The sequence below is a fragment of the Rhodococcus sp. NPDC080181 genome (assembly GCF_040702225.1).
In the GTDB taxonomy this organism is placed as follows: domain Bacteria; phylum Actinomycetota; class Actinomycetes; order Mycobacteriales; family Mycobacteriaceae; genus Rhodococcoides; species Rhodococcoides fascians.
In genome coordinates this window covers 1-16,175 of record NZ_JBFBKN010000016.1, presented here as the reverse complement: position 1 = coordinate 16,175, position 16,175 = coordinate 1, and the positions used below count along the sequence as shown (strand labels likewise).

Annotated in this window: 20 protein-coding genes; 8 read left to right on the top strand and 12 right to left on the bottom strand. The window is 64.6% G+C overall.

Annotated features, from left to right (window positions below; translation table 11 throughout):
* Positions 1-16: 16 nt before the first annotated feature.
* Both AB0O58_RS18255 and AB0O58_RS18250 read right to left on the bottom strand, forming a co-directional pair.
* Entirely contained in the window at positions 17-292 is a 276-nt protein-coding gene (locus AB0O58_RS18255) for a YrhK family protein (RefSeq protein WP_032374606.1), read from the bottom strand.
* 38 nt (positions 293-330) lie between these two features.
* On the bottom strand, positions 331-1,599 hold the full coding sequence (locus tag AB0O58_RS18250; protein WP_283348119.1) for a reverse transcriptase family protein: 1,269 nt from the start codon (positions 1,597-1,599) through the stop codon (positions 331-333).
* Between the two features lie 389 nt (positions 1,600-1,988).
* Between AB0O58_RS18250 and AB0O58_RS18245 the strand changes: the two genes are divergently transcribed.
* Positions 1,989-2,543 carry a DUF3558 family protein gene (locus tag AB0O58_RS18245; protein WP_206499016.1) on the top strand — a complete coding sequence of 185 codons (555 nt, stop codon included), beginning with the start codon at positions 1,989-1,991 and terminating at the stop codon, positions 2,541-2,543.
* 26 nt (positions 2,544-2,569) lie between these two features.
* A complete protein-coding gene (locus tag AB0O58_RS18240; RefSeq protein ID WP_206499017.1) occupies positions 2,570-2,956 on the top strand; it encodes a hypothetical protein in 387 nt (128 codons plus the stop codon).
* A gap of 275 nt (positions 2,957-3,231) precedes the next feature.
* Here the strand turns inward: AB0O58_RS18240 and AB0O58_RS18235 are convergent, their stop codons facing one another.
* Both AB0O58_RS18235 and AB0O58_RS18230 read right to left on the bottom strand, forming a co-directional pair.
* On the bottom strand, positions 3,232-4,059 hold the full coding sequence (locus AB0O58_RS18235; protein WP_204879171.1) for an SDR family oxidoreductase: 828 nt from the start codon (positions 4,057-4,059) through the stop codon (positions 3,232-3,234).
* A gap of 182 nt (positions 4,060-4,241) precedes the next feature.
* Entirely contained in the window at positions 4,242-4,799 is a 558-nt protein-coding gene (locus tag AB0O58_RS18230; RefSeq protein WP_032367567.1) for an XRE family transcriptional regulator, read from the bottom strand.
* A 66-nt stretch (positions 4,800-4,865) separates the two neighbouring features.
* Between AB0O58_RS18230 and AB0O58_RS18225 the strand changes: the two genes are divergently transcribed.
* From AB0O58_RS18225 to AB0O58_RS18215, 3 genes are all read left to right on the top strand, one after another.
* Entirely contained in the window at positions 4,866-5,564 is a 699-nt protein-coding gene (locus AB0O58_RS18225) for an AzlC family ABC transporter permease (protein ID WP_094665933.1), read from the top strand.
* Positions 5,561-5,872 (top strand): AzlD domain-containing protein, encoded by a 312-nt coding sequence (locus AB0O58_RS18220; protein ID WP_283550383.1) that lies wholly within the window; start codon positions 5,561-5,563, stop codon positions 5,870-5,872. The genes AB0O58_RS18225 and AB0O58_RS18220 overlap by 4 nt, the downstream gene beginning before the upstream one ends.
* A gap of 129 nt (positions 5,873-6,001) precedes the next feature.
* Positions 6,002-7,021: a DUF5914 domain-containing protein gene (locus AB0O58_RS18215; RefSeq protein WP_032374614.1), complete on the top strand. Its 1,020-nt coding sequence runs from the start codon at positions 6,002-6,004 to the stop codon at positions 7,019-7,021.
* 87 nt (positions 7,022-7,108) lie between these two features.
* Here AB0O58_RS18215 and AB0O58_RS18210 read toward each other — a convergent pair whose 3' ends face one another.
* Positions 7,109-7,258 (bottom strand): hypothetical protein, encoded by a 150-nt coding sequence (locus AB0O58_RS18210; RefSeq protein ID WP_283541685.1) that lies wholly within the window; start codon positions 7,256-7,258, stop codon positions 7,109-7,111.
* Positions 7,259-7,487: 229 nt separating this feature from the next.
* Here AB0O58_RS18210 and AB0O58_RS18205 point away from each other — a divergent pair, with 229 nt between their 5' ends.
* Both AB0O58_RS18205 and AB0O58_RS18200 read left to right on the top strand, forming a co-directional pair.
* A complete protein-coding gene (locus AB0O58_RS18205) occupies positions 7,488-7,937 on the top strand; it encodes an Hsp20/alpha crystallin family protein (RefSeq protein WP_032374627.1) in 450 nt (149 codons plus the stop codon).
* Between the two features lie 58 nt (positions 7,938-7,995).
* Positions 7,996-8,178, top strand: a complete 183-nt coding sequence (locus AB0O58_RS18200) for a hypothetical protein (RefSeq protein WP_032374615.1) — start codon at positions 7,996-7,998, stop codon at positions 8,176-8,178.
* Between the two features lie 84 nt (positions 8,179-8,262).
* Here AB0O58_RS18200 and AB0O58_RS18195 read toward each other — a convergent pair whose 3' ends face one another.
* From AB0O58_RS18195 to AB0O58_RS18165, 7 genes are read right to left on the bottom strand one after another with little or no spacing between them, the layout of a single operon-like run.
* Complete coding sequence (locus AB0O58_RS18195; protein WP_032374616.1) at positions 8,263-8,718, bottom strand: GNAT family N-acetyltransferase; 456 nt, start codon at positions 8,716-8,718, stop codon at positions 8,263-8,265.
* A gap of 49 nt (positions 8,719-8,767) precedes the next feature.
* Positions 8,768-10,285: an NAD(P)/FAD-dependent oxidoreductase gene (locus AB0O58_RS18190; protein ID WP_032400926.1), complete on the bottom strand. Its 1,518-nt coding sequence runs from the start codon at positions 10,283-10,285 to the stop codon at positions 8,768-8,770.
* Positions 10,282-11,019, bottom strand: a complete 738-nt coding sequence (locus AB0O58_RS18185) for a class I SAM-dependent methyltransferase (protein ID WP_032367575.1) — start codon at positions 11,017-11,019, stop codon at positions 10,282-10,284. Before AB0O58_RS18185 ends, AB0O58_RS18190 begins: the two co-directional genes overlap by 4 nt.
* Positions 11,016-11,249, bottom strand: a complete 234-nt coding sequence (locus tag AB0O58_RS18180) for an RNA-binding S4 domain-containing protein (protein WP_027494925.1) — start codon at positions 11,247-11,249, stop codon at positions 11,016-11,018. Before AB0O58_RS18180 ends, AB0O58_RS18185 begins: the two co-directional genes overlap by 4 nt.
* A gap of 43 nt (positions 11,250-11,292) precedes the next feature.
* Complete coding sequence (locus tag AB0O58_RS18175) at positions 11,293-13,479, bottom strand: heavy metal translocating P-type ATPase (RefSeq protein ID WP_032374618.1); 2,187 nt, start codon at positions 13,477-13,479, stop codon at positions 11,293-11,295.
* Entirely contained in the window at positions 13,476-13,724 is a 249-nt protein-coding gene (locus AB0O58_RS18170) for a hypothetical protein (RefSeq protein ID WP_032374619.1), read from the bottom strand. Before AB0O58_RS18170 ends, AB0O58_RS18175 begins: the two co-directional genes overlap by 4 nt.
* Before the next feature lie 26 nt (positions 13,725-13,750).
* Entirely contained in the window at positions 13,751-14,263 is a 513-nt protein-coding gene (locus AB0O58_RS18165) for a GNAT family N-acetyltransferase (RefSeq protein ID WP_230593513.1), read from the bottom strand.
* A 119-nt stretch (positions 14,264-14,382) separates the two neighbouring features.
* Here AB0O58_RS18165 and AB0O58_RS18160 point away from each other — a divergent pair, with 119 nt between their 5' ends.
* Positions 14,383-16,080 carry a cutinase family protein gene (locus AB0O58_RS18160; RefSeq protein WP_032367948.1) on the top strand — a complete coding sequence of 566 codons (1,698 nt, stop codon included), beginning with the start codon at positions 14,383-14,385 and terminating at the stop codon, positions 16,078-16,080.
* Positions 16,081-16,175: the final 95 nt, after the last annotated feature.

Below are 16,175 nucleotides of genomic sequence, written 5' to 3'. Positions count from 1 at the left end.
GGGTGCGGCGATGTGGTCAGAAGTCGTCGTCGCTCTCGGACGCGGTTCGTGTACGCCCGATCCGTGTCAGATGCACCCGTCGCGCCAGTCGAATCACGGGACGAATGAGCAGTTCGATACTCCCCAGCAGGAAGAGCCACGTACCGATGACCGTCGTGCTCTCCTGAAAGAAGAGGATGCTGCCGGCGATGAACCAGACCGCAACGAGAATGTCGTTGATGATGCTGACAACTTCCCACCGCTGGCGAATCACCAGCTCCTCGTGCCCGATGGTGAAGGTCAGGTCGTTCATAGCGGCTCCTTCGTAAAACGTCGGTGTACCCAGTCCGACTACCCGGATCCCTCCCAATCGACCCGGGCTGCCATCTCGAGCAGTTTCCGACGGCGTGTCTCGCTGGTCTCGCCGATCCGCGCGATACGTCCGTACACATGGGCACGGAAGTCGGTCAGAACGTCCCGATTCTGTTGAACTGCACCGCTACCGATGCAGTTGTGCAGTAACGCGCGGAGGTTGTCGTACTCCTCTCGCGGAACTGCGGGCCACGCATTCACCACCAGCCCGGTGAGCTGTTGGCGTTGATGCGCGCGCCGCACTCGGGTTTTGTCGGGATGAATCGTGAAGCCCTCGTCGTGCACAATCTGGGACAGCACCCATAGCAACTTGTCGACGTCGAGGTCAGCCGGACCGGAGAACGCCAGGTCGTCGGCGTAGCGGGTATACCGGGCACCCATGGTGCGGGCGAGCCCGGCAGCTCGAATATCGAGTTGGCGGGCAGCCAGGTTGGCCAAGGCGGGCGACGTCGGTGCGCCCTGCGGCAAGTGAGTGGTGCGAAGCCTCGCCGCCGTCGCGCGGTCCATGCCCGTCAATTCGCCGGCCGGGGTGACCGTTGTGCACAGCGCGGCAAGATTGGCCGCGACCTTTCTGCGGTAGCCGACGGCCTCGAAGATCGCAACGACGCGATCGAACCCAATGGACGGAAAGAAGCGACGTAAGTCGACCGAGACCACCACCTCACGCTCGGCGTGGGGCGTCGCGAACGTGCGGGGGCTTCGCCCTTTACGAAAACCGTGCGCGGCGGGATGTGGTGGAATTCGATCCAGGATGCGGTGCAGTATCTTTCGCTGAATCTCGCGCAGGCGCGGTTTGGGAACCTCCAGCAGTCGAATGCCCTGACGTTTGTCCAGTCGCGCAGATCGATAGTGCTGCAACGGGAACGGCGCGGTGCGCAGCCTCCCCTGCAGGTCGGCAAACCATTCGATTTCGGAGATCGTCAGGTCGAGAGACCGTGCAAGCTGACCGGTCGATTCGTACCGTGGTACCTCGAATCGCCAGGGCTTGAAGCCGGAGCTCGTATTCGGCCGCTGCGAGGACGCGGAGGGCTCCGAGATGAACGGAAGATCGCGCAACAAACCGAAAATCGACGCCTCGTCGAAGGGTGGGTTGGGATACAGATTGATGATTCGGGCTGCGAGCCACGAGGCTCTTTCGGGCATGAAATGTGCGAACGCAACCTCGAGCCCCGACCGCGTCCACTCTGCGTCTGCAGCCAGACCTGCGAGAGTTGCGGCGGCGCGCGGCGTCAGTTCGCGGTCGTTCACGTGTGTCGCTCCGCCGGGTCTGGGGCGAGGGAATGCAGCGACGCGGGGCGACCGAAATCTTTCGTCCTCGGAGCAGTCGGGCACGCGTAGCGTGCGGAGCTGCTTCGGACGCAGTGCTCGATTCTCTTCCTATACCCAGGGGTTACCCCTGAGACCGGTCCCGCGGACCAACTCTCGCCCACGCGCCGCTGCATCCCACCACAATGCCAAACCGACGCGGATCTGTCAGCGGGATGACTCGCTGGTTCGACCGACCGGTCGGGTTTTGAAGTTCTAGTGAGTTGCTCAATTGCGAGCCGGAGCTCTCGAGTCCGGAGGAGGTGAACGGAACCAGCGCCGACTCCGTTGCGTCCAACCCATAGATGGGGTCTTGGGAAAGGACAGTGCACATGCATCGAAACAGTCGATGGGCATCGATCGCGGTGGGAGTGCTCCTGCTCAACGCATGTTCGACGGGCCAAGACGGTACTGCAGTCCCAGAAGTCATCGCAACAACCAGCACGGCCGTCGCAGCACCGACGCCCTGGGATCCATGCACCATCCCCGACGACGCCATCGAGCAGGCGGGATTGAACACGGCCACCAAGGAGTCGGGGGTGTTCGGCAGAGATCAAAACGGATTCAAAATTTGCGGCTGGGAGGCCAACCCTCCGAGCAGCGAGTACTTCTTCTCAATATTCGTCGGATTGGAGAACATCGATTACATCGACGATCCGAGTTACTTCGACCGACTTCAACCCGTTCGAGTGGGCACGCGTAACGCCACCCAATACCAGCAACTGTCTGCTGACTCGTCCCGAAACTGCGGAGTCGCCTTCGTGGCCGGCGCTGAATTGATCAGGGCCACGATCATCACCAGCGCGTTGGTACGCGACCCGCCGTATGCCCCTTGCACGGAGCTGAACTCCTTGGTGTCAGTGCTCGACTCAGAACTCCCCAGCTGAATCCATCGACCGAAAGAGGCGACACCGTGACTGAAGCCAGGCCGGACCTCATCGCACACTGGCGAGACCTCAACGCCCAAGCCGACGCGGGCACCATCACGATTCCACCCGACGTCGCCGCGAAATGCGACGCGGCATGCGCAACCTACCTCGTACACCTCGCCAAGATGCAAGCTCAAGCAACCCAGCTGAGCGAAGTCAAGTCCTGGGGCGACTTCAAGTCTGCTCAGGATTTGCAAAACAGGTTTGCTCGCCTGGCGACCGGCAAAAGCACGTCACTCGATGTCATTCTGCAGCAACACATCGACGTCATCGATTCGATGCGTACGTTGTTTCGGCGCTACTTCGACGAGACGGCAGAAGTCGACAGCAGAACGGCCGCGAATATCGTCGCGCTCACTCCAGAGAACTGACGGCCTGCAGCACTATTCGATGGACATCGACCTCGCGTTTGTCGTTGTCCAGTCGCCGCTACACCGGCTCGCAACTGCGAGAACGCCACCACTCGATCCGCGCCCTCAGCCGTCAGGCACACCCCACCGACGAGGTGAAAATCCCGACGATGGGCGTGAATCCCCGCCTCCCCGCGTTTTCGTCGCGTCCGGAGCGTAGCTGCAAGCAAGCCTCCTGAGACGGATCAAGGCCGCCCAGGTTGGAGCTCACACCTAGAGGTTCGCGTGGTGGAGACTCAGCCTCCGTGCGCCTCGACGGCCACGGGCTGCCATTCGCGCCAGTTCGCCAGGCGTGATTCGTAGTCCTTCGTCGCGATCTGGAGCGGTGCCTCTCCGAAAAAGACTCGCAGCGGCGGCTTTTCGGCGTCGACGACCTTGAGCAGCGCCGCACGCGTAGCTACCGGATCGCCAGGAGTCGCCTGCCTTGCACTCCGCAGTTCGGCGGCCTTCTTCCGAATCGGGTCGTACGCGGCGATGTCGGTGGACTTCTTGGCAGACGGACCGGCCCAATCGGTGGAGAAACCACCCGGTTCGATCAGCGTCACATGGATACCGAAGTCCTCGACCTCCTGCGCCAGGGCCTGACTGAATCCTTCGAGGGCCCACTTGGACGCGTGGTACGCACCGACATTGGGGAATGCGGAGATTCCGCCGATGGACGACACCTGCAGGATGTGGCCGCTGCCCTGCTCACGCATGAACGGCAACGCGGCCTGAGTGACCCACAGCGCTCCGAAGACATTGGTCTCGATCTGCGCGCGGGCGTCCTCCTCGGAGATCTCTTCGATCATCCCGAACTGGCCGTAGCCGGCGTTGTTGACGACGATGTCGAGCGATCCGAAGGTCTTGTGCGCCAGGGCGACTGCTGCGAAGTCGGCAGCGCGGTCGTTCACATCCAGCTCGATCGGCAGAATCGCGTCGCCGTATTTTTCCACGAGATCGTGCAGTGTCGCCGTGTTGCGAGCCGTGGCTGCGACTCGATCGCCGCGGTCGAGGGCTGCAATAGCCCACTCGCGTCCGAATCCCTTGGAAGTGCCGGTGATGAACCACGTCTTGGCTGCCATGAATCTCGCCCCTTCGCTACACGGACAAAAGTAAGGACGACGTCCGCTGCAAACGCCTCTCGGCGAGTGGTCGCTCGTAGCGACAAATGGGGTGAGGCCCGGGGCTTGCCAAGCGAACGCCGTCGAAAGAGTCCAACGGGGTACGTCCGCCGACTATTCCCCGCACGTCAACTGCGTTCCGTTCAGCTGTGCTCGGTGATCATTACCGCCATGGTGTTCGGCTCCAGCGCCTCGAAGATATGCAGCGCGTCGCCGGGGTAGGCGACATAGTCGCCGGGCAACAGTTCGACTGCCTCGCCCACCGGCCCCACCAGCGCTCGTCCGGCGCTGAGCACCACGTGCTCGACCACGCCGGGGGAATGAGGGTCCGAGCGCCTGGGCTCGCCCACGTCCGCACTGACCAGATAGATGTCTCGTCGCGCGTTCGGCGGAGACGACGCCAGCAGCGTCGCCGAGTAGTCCGCCCGGTCCGACGCGAATCTCGGCCCCTCCCCCGCACGGATCAGCCGGACCGACTGCTTCGCGGGCTCGACCAGTCTGGAGAACGGCACGTCCAGGGTGACGCTGAGCGCCCACAGAGTTTCCAGACTTGGATTCCCCGTACCCGATTCCAGTTGCGACAGAGTCGATTTGGCGATACCCGCACGACGCGCCACCTCGGCCAGCGAGAGGCCGACGCGTCGTCGTTCCTGCTGCAGAGCAGCAGCGATGGCTGCGATCGGTGGTCCGGCGTCCGCCATTCGTTCACTCCATCGGTACGTTCGTTTGATTTGACGAACAGCCTAACATCGTCCACTATAACGACCATGCGTTCGACATGGCGAACCCTGCAGGGGGTCAATATTCGCGACATCGCGTTGGTTTGCCTGGCCGACGCCTTGGTCGGGGCCTCGTTCGGTGCCATCGCCGTCGCCGCCGACCTGCCACTGTGGCTACCGGTGGTGATGTCCCTGGTGGTCTTCGCGGGCTCCTCCCAATTCATCTTCGTCGGCATCCTGGCCGTCGGCGGCAACCCCGTCGCCGCCGTGGCGAGCGCCTTGCTCGCCAATACCCGGCTCGTGCCGCTCGGATTCTCCATAGGATCCGTTTTCGAGAACGTCTCGCCATGGAAGCGACTGCTCGGCACCCACCTGATCACCGACGAAGCGGTCGCATTCAGCGTCGCCGAAGAAGACGAAGGACGGCGTCGAACAGCGTTCTGGCTGTGCGGAATCGGACTGTTCGTCACCTGGAACATCGGGGTGGTGATCGGCACTCTCGGTGGTGGCGCAATTACCGATACCGCCGCACTCGGACTCGACGCCGCATTTCCGGCGATCCTGCTCGGACTGATCATGCCTGCGCTCCGAGATCGGGGCACGCGCAATGCCGCACTCGTCGGCGCAGGGATCGCCCTGGCAGCGTCGATGTTCCTACCGAGCGGACTGCCGGTGCTCCTCTCGCTGATCGCCGTGGTCCCCGCACTGCTGTCCACCAAGCCCGCCGCAGGCAAGGAATCCGCATGAGCCTCACGATCCCGCTGATCGCCATGATCGTCGGCACTTTCGCGCTCCGCCTCATCGGCCCGGCCCTGCGCTCGCGCATGACCATCTCGCCCCGCATCGACCGCGTCATGTCCACCTCGGTCGCCGTCGTGTTCGTAGCCCTCATCGCCACCTCGACCCTGCTCGTGGGCAAGGACTTCGCGGGCTTCGCAGCCCCTATCGGCGTCACCGTCGCCGGAATCCTCGCTTGGCGCAGAGCACCCTTCGTCGTCATCGTGATCGCCGCTGCCGCAACCACCGCTGCCCTCCGCTGGATCGGTGTCGCCTGACCGAACCGCGGCACCCCAAGTCCACTAGATGTGACATTGACCCCCGAAAAGTCCACTCGACGTCACATTGAGTACCCCCGGGCGGGGACAATGGAGAATGAACACAATGTCTCGATGTGGGGAGCAGCAATGACCGCGCTGGATGCAGTACGACGACGCTGGCCGAAGACGATGCCACTTCAGCCGCTTCCGTCGGAGTCGTGGGCCAAGCAGGAGCCGACGTGGAAGGGTGCGAATCCTCAGGTCATCGAGTCGGCGTTGAAGCGTGCGAAGACTCGGACGTCGGGCAATTGGTTCGTTTTCGCTGCCAGTCGCGACGTGAAGGCCGACAAGCCGTTCGGTCGCTATGTCGGCACCACCGAGTTGGTTGCGTGGCGGGATTCGGCGGGCAAGGTGCACATCGGTCCGGGTGCGTGTCCGCATCTCGGGGCGGCACTCGATACCGCGAAGATCGAGTGCGACGCGTTGGTGTGCCGGTGGCATGGGCTGGCGTTGGGTCCGAAGGGTAAGGCGGGCTGGCGGCCGGTTCCTGCGTTCGACGACGGTGTTCTGGTGTGGGTCCGGCTCGACGAGCTGGGCGGCGAGGAGCCGACGCCGGTGCCGGTGGTACCGATCAGGCCCCCTGCGTCGACGTCCATTCCTGGTGTCGTCACGTTGATCGGGAAGTGCGAACCGGACGACATCATCGCCAATCGCCTCGATCCGTGGCACGGCGCATGGTTCCATCCGTACTCGTTCGCGAGGCTGAAAGTGGTCAGCGCGCCCACCGACATCGATGTGCCCGAGGAGGACGATCGCTTCCTGGTCGATGTCACGTTCCGCGTCAGTCGCGGCATCGGTGTTCCCGTTCGAGCCGAATTCGTCTGCCCCGGCCCACGCACCATCGTCATGCGCATCCTCGACGGTGAGGGGGCGGGAAGCGTCGTCGAGACTCACGCGACTCCCCTGGCTCCTGCGCCCGACGGCACCCCGCGGACGGCGGTCGTCGAGGCGACGATCGCGAGCTCGGATCGACCCGGCTTCCAGATGGCGCGCAAGGTCTCGGGATTGTTGCGTCCGGCGATGAACTTCACCGCCGCACGTCTGTGGAAGGACGACCTCGACTACGCCGAACGTCGTTACGAACTGCGCTCGACGGGTCGCGCGTGATCTAGCCTTCGACGAACGCGGCGAGTTGGCCGATGACGGTTCCCCAACCGTCATGGAAGCCCAACTCCTCGTGCATCTTTCGGTCTTCTACGCCTGCCACCCCTGGGGATAGATGCAGTCGTACACGAACGACGGGACCGCCTCCTGCACGAGCGGAAACACCGGTTCCCACGCGCGAAGCGACAGCGCGAGCAACTTGGCCCGATACCGGGGGACGCACGGCACGATGGTCACCATCGGACCGAGTGTAGGTTGCAGCATTTGAGCGAGGCGGCGGTTCGACCGTCATACCGACTGCCGCACGCCACCCCCATTGCGCCGCAGCACTATTGGGTGGAAAGAATTTCCAAAAAAGTGCCGAAAAGGTCTTGGCACTCGCGGCATTCGAGTGCTAATTTCTGTGTTGCACAGTTGAGGAGCGCCTCGCCACAGGGGCGAGCGCATCTGGGTACAGGAGGTGGTTGCTGTGCTTCGTTTCGATCCGTTCCGTGACGTCGATTCGCTCACCTCGGCATTGTTGGGTGCGTCTACCGGTTCGGACCGCGCACCGCGATTCATGCCCATGGATCTGTACAAGGTCGACGATCACTACGTACTCAGTGCCGACCTTCCCGGCGTCGACCCGGGATCCATCGACGTCGACGTCGATCGCGGCACATTGACGCTCACCGCGCGACGAACAGTGCCGGAAAGCTCCGGCGTGCAGTGGATTTCATCGGAACGGTTCGCCGGGACGTTCCGTCGACAGATCTCTCTGGGTGACGGCGTCGACACCGAGGGCATCTCGGCGTCGTACGACAACGGCGTCCTGTCGATCACCATTCCGCTTGCCGAGCGAGCGAAGCCGCGCAAGGTCGACATCGCTCGTGCCGAGCTGACCGGCGAGCAGAGATCCATCGAACACCAATCGACCTGATCCGTCACGCGCACAAGCACATCGAGCACTGTCGAACTACTCAGGGAGGGTGATGCATATGGAAACGGATACCGTGGTCTGGCCGGAATCTCCCGATCGTGACCAATGGTGGCGCACGGTTCTCGGGGTCGGGACCGAGATCCGTGAATGCGCCGCGGCCGATCTACTGGATCAGCAGCGAGCAGAGCCGGTCGACGACGACCTCTACCCGCACGTACCGCGACAGCCCGTCGCTGCGTGATCCCAACGACCGCAAGGCCGGCACCGACATTCGGTGCCGGCCTGCGTCATTGCCGCACCGAGTAACTGGTCACAAGGCCAGACATCACAGGACCAACGAGTAGAACGTGCTCGACGGGTCCACGACGTAGTCGCCGAACGGGGGCACTGCGACGAATCCATGTCGCTCGTAGAGGCGTCGAGCTGCGGCGAAGTAGTCCTGGGTGCCCGTCTCGAGGCTGACGCGCTCGAACCCCAGCCGCCGCGCCTCCGTCAGAACGTGCTCGAGCAGTTCGGACGCCACCCCGCGGCCCCGCGCGAAACGCGAGGTACGCATCGACTTCAGTTCCCCGTGTTCAGGAGTGAGTGTCTTCAGCGCGGCAATGCCGAGCAGTGCCCCGGCCTCCCACGCCGTCCACACCCGGATGTCCGGCCCGCGCAGGCCCGACTGATCCAGTGCGTGAACACTCTCTGCCGGGGACGTCGCGTGCATGTCCGCAAGGTGCTCGACGAGCAACGCACCGACCTCCGGCCGCGACAGATCGTCGACCTCGAGACGCATGCAACCTCCTGTCGTGAGTGGAAGTTCGACCCCTGCTACGAAGTACCACTCACCTGCGGCGAAGCCGCTCCAAAGCGTCGAACATCTTGAATCGTCCACTCGTGGGCACGGTTTCGATGTCGTGGCCGGTGACGCCCCAGCCCGCCAACAGGGTGTTCGCTGCCTGCAGTCCGGTGGTGGCGGCACGTTCCATGAGAGCAACGGGCAGATCGATTCGAATGCCGTCACCCGCGAGTACCAGCGAGGGCTCGGGGGTGCGCACGGTGGGCCGCTCGGCGAATGCTCCGAGGCCGAACATCGGACAGTCGTCTCGCCATTCGGATCGTTCCGCGATTACTTCTGCCGCAGCGGTTTCCGGGTAGATCTCGTGCATGCGAGCCATCAGCTGCGCGCGGGTGACCTCCTCGGATTCCTCGGCGGCGTAGGCATGCAGTTCGACCACGGAACCTCCGGTCCTCGCTGCCCACTCCGCGGCCTCGTCCTCGAACCGCTCGAGCACACTGATGTTGTCGATCGGAGGCATACCGCCGGTGCCGATGAACGCGGGACGATCGGCATTCACCGCCTTGCTCAGCCACACGCGGTGGACCATGAAAGGCGGGGTGTTCTGCAGCGCGCCGATCTGCTTGCGCCACGCCGGCGTCCCGAGCTCGGGGGATTCCTCGAGCACCCGCTGCAATCCGGCGATGTCGGTAGCGAGGACCACCGCGTCGGCGTCGATGATTCCGCCGGCGTCGACGCGGAACTTGCGCAGGCCACCGCGGGTGATCTCGCCACACGGAGTGGACGTTCTGATCTCGACACCGAGACCGCTGAGGTACTCCCCCAACGGGTTCCACAGTGCCTGTGGGTAGGGATCGCGGGGGACGTCGAAGATCAGACCCTCGGAGGAGCCGAGGAAGTAGATGTGGAACATCATCGCCAGTTCGGCAGCCGACATCTCCTCCGGGTCGGCGAAGAAGCTGCGTGAGAACACCCCGAACGCCAGATGGCGTGCCGCTTCGGGGAAGTTGATGTTGCGCAGGAACTCCGCCGCGGGAGTGGTGTCGAGTTCGTCGAAGGTCTTCGGCACGCTCACCGTCATCAGTGGCAGGGCGGCGATTCCGTTGAGATCGGTGAGGTCCTTCCACCGGAACGTCGGACTGCGCTTGACGAACGCGAATGCATTGAGCGGTGGCGTCTCGGGCAGACCCTTGAATCCGTCGATACGTCCGTCGCCGTCGATCAGCGGGTAGTCGTCGACCGGGCGTAGACGCGCCAGGTCGGGGTCGGTGCGGCGCAGCAGGTTTCGCAGGTTGTAGTACTGCCGGAAGAACGCGTGGAAGCCGCGGCTCATCGTCGCGGGCGAGCCGTCCTCCAGCGTCGTGTCCCAGCCACCGACGCGGCCACCGAGGTAGCTTTCGCGTTCGACCAGATGAACCTTGACGCCGCGTTCGGCCAGCGCGGTCGCGGCGCTCAGCCCCGCGATACCGCCGCCCACCACCACCACATGCGGGACGTCGGCCAGCTGGCCTGCGTCCGAATATCCTTGCACCGCAGCATGGGTGACCTTCTTGGAGTCGGTCAACGCTCTTCCTTCGCGGGTCGAGAGCCCAGGAACGTGTGCACCACACCGTTCTGCCATCCGGTCATCGTCTCTCGGGCGACACCGCTGTAGCCCGCACGCTGCATCCGTCGCATGAACGCCGATGCGCCGTCGAACGTCACGACGCTGCGCCACAGATGCCGATACAATGTGGCGTCTCGCGTCGCGAGCCAGCCGAGCGGGATGATGATGCCCCAGCTCACGACGTTCCAGGAGATGCGAGCACGCAGTGAATCGTGCACCGAGTATTCGTGGAACGCGATCGTCGAACCCGGACGCAGCAGCGCCAGTAGCGATTTGAGTTCGGTGTCGGGGTCGTCGACGTTCCTGATCAGATATGCGGCCAGGATGGCGTCGAACGGTCCGTCGACCCCGTTCACGGCCAGATCCTCCACCCGCGAATGCACGAACGTGACGTTCGACGGCCAGTCCTTGCTCCGGGCGACCTCGAGCATCTCGGCGGACGCGTCGGCGGCGACGATCTCGGCGTGCGGTGCCGCTTCGAGCAGCGCTGCGGTGGACGCACCCGTACCGCAACCGATATCGAGCAGGCGCAGTCCGCTCCCGAGGTCGGGGATGCGGAGGCGCTGCGCGGACTTGACGAGGTGCTCGTGGTAGCCGGGGTTCGCTCCGACGAGTCGGTCGTACGCCTTGGCACCGACGTCGAATGCGCCGGGAACTTCGTTTCGCGGCAGACCGCGCTTACCGACCTTCACAGTGCCTCTTCCTTGCTCACGCGGGCAGCTGGCCCACCCTGGACCGACACGACATCTCCGTGCTGCAACTGCCGTCCGCGGCGGATGTCCACGTCCCCGTTGACGCTGACCAGGCCGTCGGCGATGATGCCCTTGGCTTCGGCACCGGATTCGATCAGGTTGGCGAGCTTGAGGAATTGGCCCAGCCGGATCGATTCGTCGCGGATGGGGACATCGTGTGCATCGGACATGTCTCCATCCTGTACTAGCGGGCCGCTCGCTGCTACCAACGAGTCACATCGCGGCGCGGAAGCGGCGCAATCGCAGGCTGTTGCTCACCACGAACACCGAGGACAGCGCCATTGCAGCCCCGGCGAGCATCGGGTTGAGCAGGCCCGCCGCCGCGAGGGGGATCGCCGCGACGTTGTAGGCGAACGCCCAGAACAGGTTGCCCTTGATGGTGCTCAGCGTGCGACGCGAGAGCCGGATCGCATCGCCGACCGCCCGTAGGTCGCCGCGGACCAACGTCAGGTCGCTCGCCTCGATCGCGACATCTGTACCGGTCCCCATCGCGAGCCCCAGGTCGGCGGTGGCCAGCGCTGCCGCGTCGTTGATGCCGTCGCCGACCATCGCCACGACCTTGCCTGCGGCCTGCAGTTCACGAACGGCATCGACCTTGCCCGACGGCAGCACACCGGCAACGACCTGCTCGATGCCTACCTCCGCGGCGATCGTTCGGGCGGCGGCCTCGTTGTCGCCGGTGAGCATGACCGGCGTCAGGCCCAGCTCGCGCAGTTCTGCGACGGCCTGCTTCGACGTCGGCTTGACCGAGTCGGAGACCACCAAAACCCCGCGGGCCTTCCCGTCCCACCCGATCGCGACGGTGGTACGTCCCTGGCGTTCGGCGTCGTCGAAGGCATCGGCCAGTTCCGGTGGCAGGGGCATCGACCAGTCGGCCAACAGGCTGCGACGGCCGATGACCGCGGCGCGACCCTCGACGACGCCCTGGACACCGAGACCCTCGAGGCTGGCGAACCCCTCGACAGCCGTGGACTGGGTCGAACCTGCGATGGCCCGAGCGATGGGATGCTCCGAACCCGATTCCAACGCTGCCGCCACGGCACGGACCACGTCCTCGTCCTCGCCGTCCGCCACGTGCACCGAATGCAGTGTCATCTCACCGGTGGTGACGGTGCCGGTCTTGTCCAGCACGACGGTATCGATGCGGCGGGTCGATTCGAGCATTTCGGGGCCCTTGATCAGAATCCCCAGCTGCGCCGCCCGACCGGTGCCGACCATCAGTGCTGTGGGGGTGGCCAGCCCGAGTGCGCAGGGGCACGCGATGATCAGGACGGCTACCGCCGCCGTGAAGGCAGCGGCCACCGAATTGCCGGTACCGAGCCAGAATCCGAGCGTCGCCACCGAGACGGCGATGACGATCGGTACGAAGATTCCCGAGATGCGATCGGCCAGACGCTGGGCCTGAGCCTTGCCGGTCTGCGCATCTTCCACCGCCTTCGCCATCTGCGCGAGCTGGGTGTCTGCACCGACTCTGCTGGCGCGCACGGTGATTCGACCACCGACGTTCACCGTGGCTCCGATCACCGCGTCGCCGGCCCCGACCTCCACCGGCACCGACTCGCCCGTCAGCATCGACCGATCGACAGCCGAGGATCCACTCTCGACGGTTCCGTCCGTGGCGATCTTCTCACCCGGACGAACGACGAACAGATCGCCGACGGCGAGCTGATCGATCGGAATCTGCTGTTCCTCATCGCCTTTCAGCACAGCGACGGTCTTGGCACCGAGGTCCATCAGTGCGCGCAACGCCGCACCGGCCTGCCTCTTGGACCTGCTCTCGAACCACCGGCCGGCCAGGATGAAGGTGGTGACACCCGCAGCCGCCTCGAGATAGATATTGCTCGCCCCGTCCATCCGCGCGATCGTGAACTCGAACGGATGCGTCATGCCGGGCTCGCCGGCTGTACCGAAGAACAGCGCATATAGCGACCAGCCCAGTGCAGCAAGGGTTCCCATGCTCACGAGGGTGTCCATCGTCGACGTACCGTGCTTCAGGTTGGTCCACGCGGCCCGGTGGAACGGCAGCGCTCCCCAGACCACGACCGGCGCGGCGAGAGTCAACGACAGCCACTGCCAGTTGGTGAACTGGAGAGCCGGAATCATGGCCATCGCGATGACCGGAATGCTGAGCACTGCCGAGACGACCAACCGCTGTTTCAGCGGATCGGTAGGGAGATCGTCCTGTGGCTCGGCGGCGGGCAGCGTGGCGGTGTACCCGGCAGCTTCGACGGCGGCGATCAGGTCCTCGGTAGCAACACCGTCACTGGTGACGCGCGCCTTCTCGGTGGCGTAGTTGACCGTCGCCGATACCCCGTCGAGCTTGTTGAGCTTGCGCTCGATGCGGTTGGCGCACGACGCACAGGTCATGCCGCCCAGAATCAGTTCGGTTTCCGTACTCATCCCTGATTCCCTTCTGCCTCGATGACGAATGTGGCCGTGCGGACGACACCCTGCGGCTGAAAGTCCGGATAGAGCGCAAATGTTCCGTCGTGGGACTCGTGGTCGGAATGCGTCGGTTCGCTGGGCGACGCGTCGGGTCCGATCGCGTGGCCGACGAACAGGGCAAGAAAGAAGACGAGGGCTATGCCGACGACGAATCCGACGAGCTTGGTCGGGGTGCCGAGTTCCTGTCGTGTGGAGTTCACATCCCTACCCTACCCCCCCAGGGTATCTAGTGGGTAGCGCCGATCGCCTTCTTGAAGCCGACGTGTGAGGCAGTGAAGCCCAGACGGGTGTAGAACCGGTGGGCATCCACTCGACGCGAGTCGGACGTCAGCTGCACCAGAGCGCACCCTCGCCGCGTGGCCTCCTCGATCGCCCACTCGATCAACGCGCCACCGAGCCCGCGGCTGCGCCAGGTAGCGGCCACCCGTACGGCTTCGATCTGAGCGCGCAACGCACCACCTCGCGCCAGTCCCGGAATGACCGTCGACTGCAGAGTTCCCACCACCTCGTCACCGTGCACGACGACGACCAGCACGTTCCGTGGATCGGAGGAAATGTCCTCGAAAGCGGTGCGATATCCGTCCATGTTCTCGACGGATTCGCGCGTCGCGCCCAACTGGTCGTCCGCCAGCAGCGCCACGATCGACTCGAGGTCCGACGCCACCGCCTCACGCACGACGCAGGTCGATCCATCGGTCAGAGCTAATTCCATCGGTGTCATTCGGTCGTGAAAAGTCATGTCCACGACGGTAAACGAAGCGTTTTGTAACGCGAACCATCCGAGCGACGAAATGCCGGGTAACCCACTGGCAATTGCAGTCGGGATCGGTTCGGGCGTGGATGATGGGGATCGAAAACATGAATGGTGGCAAGTCGAAGCGTGTGCGCATCGCGCTCAGCGCGTTTGCGATCGGCGCACTCGGTGCCGGAGTGCTGGTAGCAGCACCCTGGTCTGCGTCGGAAACGAGTGTCGAGGCCTCCGTCGAGCTGGTCTCGACATCGACCTGCTACGACATGGTGAGCATCGCCATCGGCGGACGCGGTGACACCCCACGCGAGGGCGTCAAGTGGCTGACCAAGCCCGACGGCACCCGCCTGCCCGCAGCGATGTCCGGTGACTACTCGAGCGACTGGATCGACCAGGCCGTGCGAGCTCCGAACAACGGCAACGTGGTTCCCGACTCCTACGCCGCGGTCTACGTCGAGTACCCGGCCGACCTGGCGAGCTACGAGAACGCCGTGCAGACGGGCGTCACCAACTCGCAGACCATCATGAAGGAAATCTCCGCGTCCTGCCCCAAGACTCGCTTCGCCATCGTCGGCTACAGCGAAGGCGCAGACGTTGCTCGCCGCACCGCCATGGAAATCGGCAATCAGGCCGTTCCCGAGGACGGCAAGTACGGCATCATCGACCCCTCGCAGGTCGTCGGCGTCGTCATCTTCGCCGACGCGGGACGCGTCGCAGGAGAGGGACCGTTCCCCGGTGCCGAGAACCCGTTCAGTAACCCGGACGGTTTCGACACCAAGTACCAGAACGGCAACAACGCCATCCCCGGACAGGGTGCATTGCCGGGAACGTCGGGCGGCTTCGGCGCACTCGACGGACGCGTCGCGTCCTTCTGCTCCGACGGTGACCTGACCTGCGCACTGCCCGCCAACACGTCGCTGATTCACCTGGCCGCCAACGTCGGTCGACAGGTCAACGCCGATGCGCTGCAGAACGAGAACCTCACCCCGGCCACCGGAGCCGACCTGGCTCTGGCACTGGGACGCATCGCAGTCAACGCCTTCAACGACATTGCGTCGCAGCCCAATTGGATGCAGAGCGACGAGACCTTCCTCGACGTACTGATCAAGGTGTCCGAGCCCAACTACAAGCCCGGCACCGCAACGACCCCCGTCTCGGCCAAGGTCGACGGTGAAGAGCCGATCGAGACCGGCCAGATGGTCGACATGGTGTACCTGCCGCAGAAGATCTTCAAGGAGATCACCGGGTTCATCTCGTCCAACCAGAACACGATCCCGGTCATCATGAACGATCCCTACGGCCTGACCCTCGGGCCCGGCTCGGGACACCACTTCGACTACTGGCGCGACGCCGACGCCGCCAACGGCAAGCCACTGACCTCGGTCCAGTACGCCGCAGCCTGGCTGACCCAGCTGGCCGAGCAGGCCAACCGGGGCGAGCCGGTGAAGACCAAGGAAGTACAGGAGAAGGCAGGCCGCGCAGCAATCCAGGCCATCGCCGCCACACCCGAGACCACCACCTCGGCAACGGCAACTCCGACGGCAACGACACCGGCACCGGTCACCACCAGCCCCGCTGCCCCGGCCGCCCCCGTTGCGCCTGCCCCCGCCCCCGCAGCCGAGGTGCCGGCACCCGCACCGGCGCCGGCTCCCGCTGCCGAGCCTGCAGAACCCGCCTGCACGACTCCGGTCGAGGGTGAGACACCCGTCGAGGGTGCACCGCCGGTATGCGTCACCGCGCCCGCCACGGAAACGCCGGTCACCCCCGAGGCCGCAGCTCCGACAACGACTGTCGCACCCACCCCGTAGGTGCGTGCCGACCGACGAGCCCCAGAGCACAGCCGTTATCGACAGCACGACACCCGATACACCTACGGCAATTGCCAGAGGAGCCATTCGGTACC

Coding starts and splice junctions, on each gene's coding strand:
- AB0O58_RS18255 (WP_032374606.1), bottom strand. CDS start 292: ATGAACGACCTGACCTTCACCATCGGGCACGAGGAGCTGGTGATTCGC.
- AB0O58_RS18245 (WP_206499016.1), top strand. CDS start 1,989: ATGCATCGAAACAGTCGATGGGCATCGATCGCGGTGGGAGTGCTCCTG.
- AB0O58_RS18235 (WP_204879171.1), bottom strand. CDS start 4,059: ATGGCAGCCAAGACGTGGTTCATCACCGGCACTTCCAAGGGATTCGGA.
- AB0O58_RS18230 (WP_032367567.1), bottom strand. CDS start 4,799: ATGGCGGACGCCGGACCACCGATCGCAGCCATCGCTGCTGCTCTGCAG.
- AB0O58_RS18225 (WP_094665933.1), top strand. CDS start 4,866: ATGCGTTCGACATGGCGAACCCTGCAGGGGGTCAATATTCGCGACATC.
- AB0O58_RS18220 (WP_283550383.1), top strand. CDS start 5,561: ATGAGCCTCACGATCCCGCTGATCGCCATGATCGTCGGCACTTTCGCG.
- AB0O58_RS18215 (WP_032374614.1), top strand. CDS start 6,002: ATGACCGCGCTGGATGCAGTACGACGACGCTGGCCGAAGACGATGCCA.
- AB0O58_RS18210 (WP_283541685.1), bottom strand. CDS start 7,258: ATGGTGACCATCGTGCCGTGCGTCCCCCGGTATCGGGCCAAGTTGCTC.
- AB0O58_RS18200 (WP_032374615.1), top strand. CDS start 7,996: ATGGAAACGGATACCGTGGTCTGGCCGGAATCTCCCGATCGTGACCAA.
- AB0O58_RS18195 (WP_032374616.1), bottom strand. CDS start 8,718: ATGCGTCTCGAGGTCGACGATCTGTCGCGGCCGGAGGTCGGTGCGTTG.
- AB0O58_RS18180 (WP_027494925.1), bottom strand. CDS start 11,249: ATGTCCGATGCACACGATGTCCCCATCCGCGACGAATCGATCCGGCTG.
- AB0O58_RS18175 (WP_032374618.1), bottom strand. CDS start 13,479: ATGAGTACGGAAACCGAACTGATTCTGGGCGGCATGACCTGTGCGTCG.
- AB0O58_RS18165 (WP_230593513.1), bottom strand. CDS start 14,263: ATGACTTTTCACGACCGAATGACACCGATGGAATTAGCTCTGACCGAT.
- AB0O58_RS18160 (WP_032367948.1), top strand. CDS start 14,383: ATGAATGGTGGCAAGTCGAAGCGTGTGCGCATCGCGCTCAGCGCGTTT.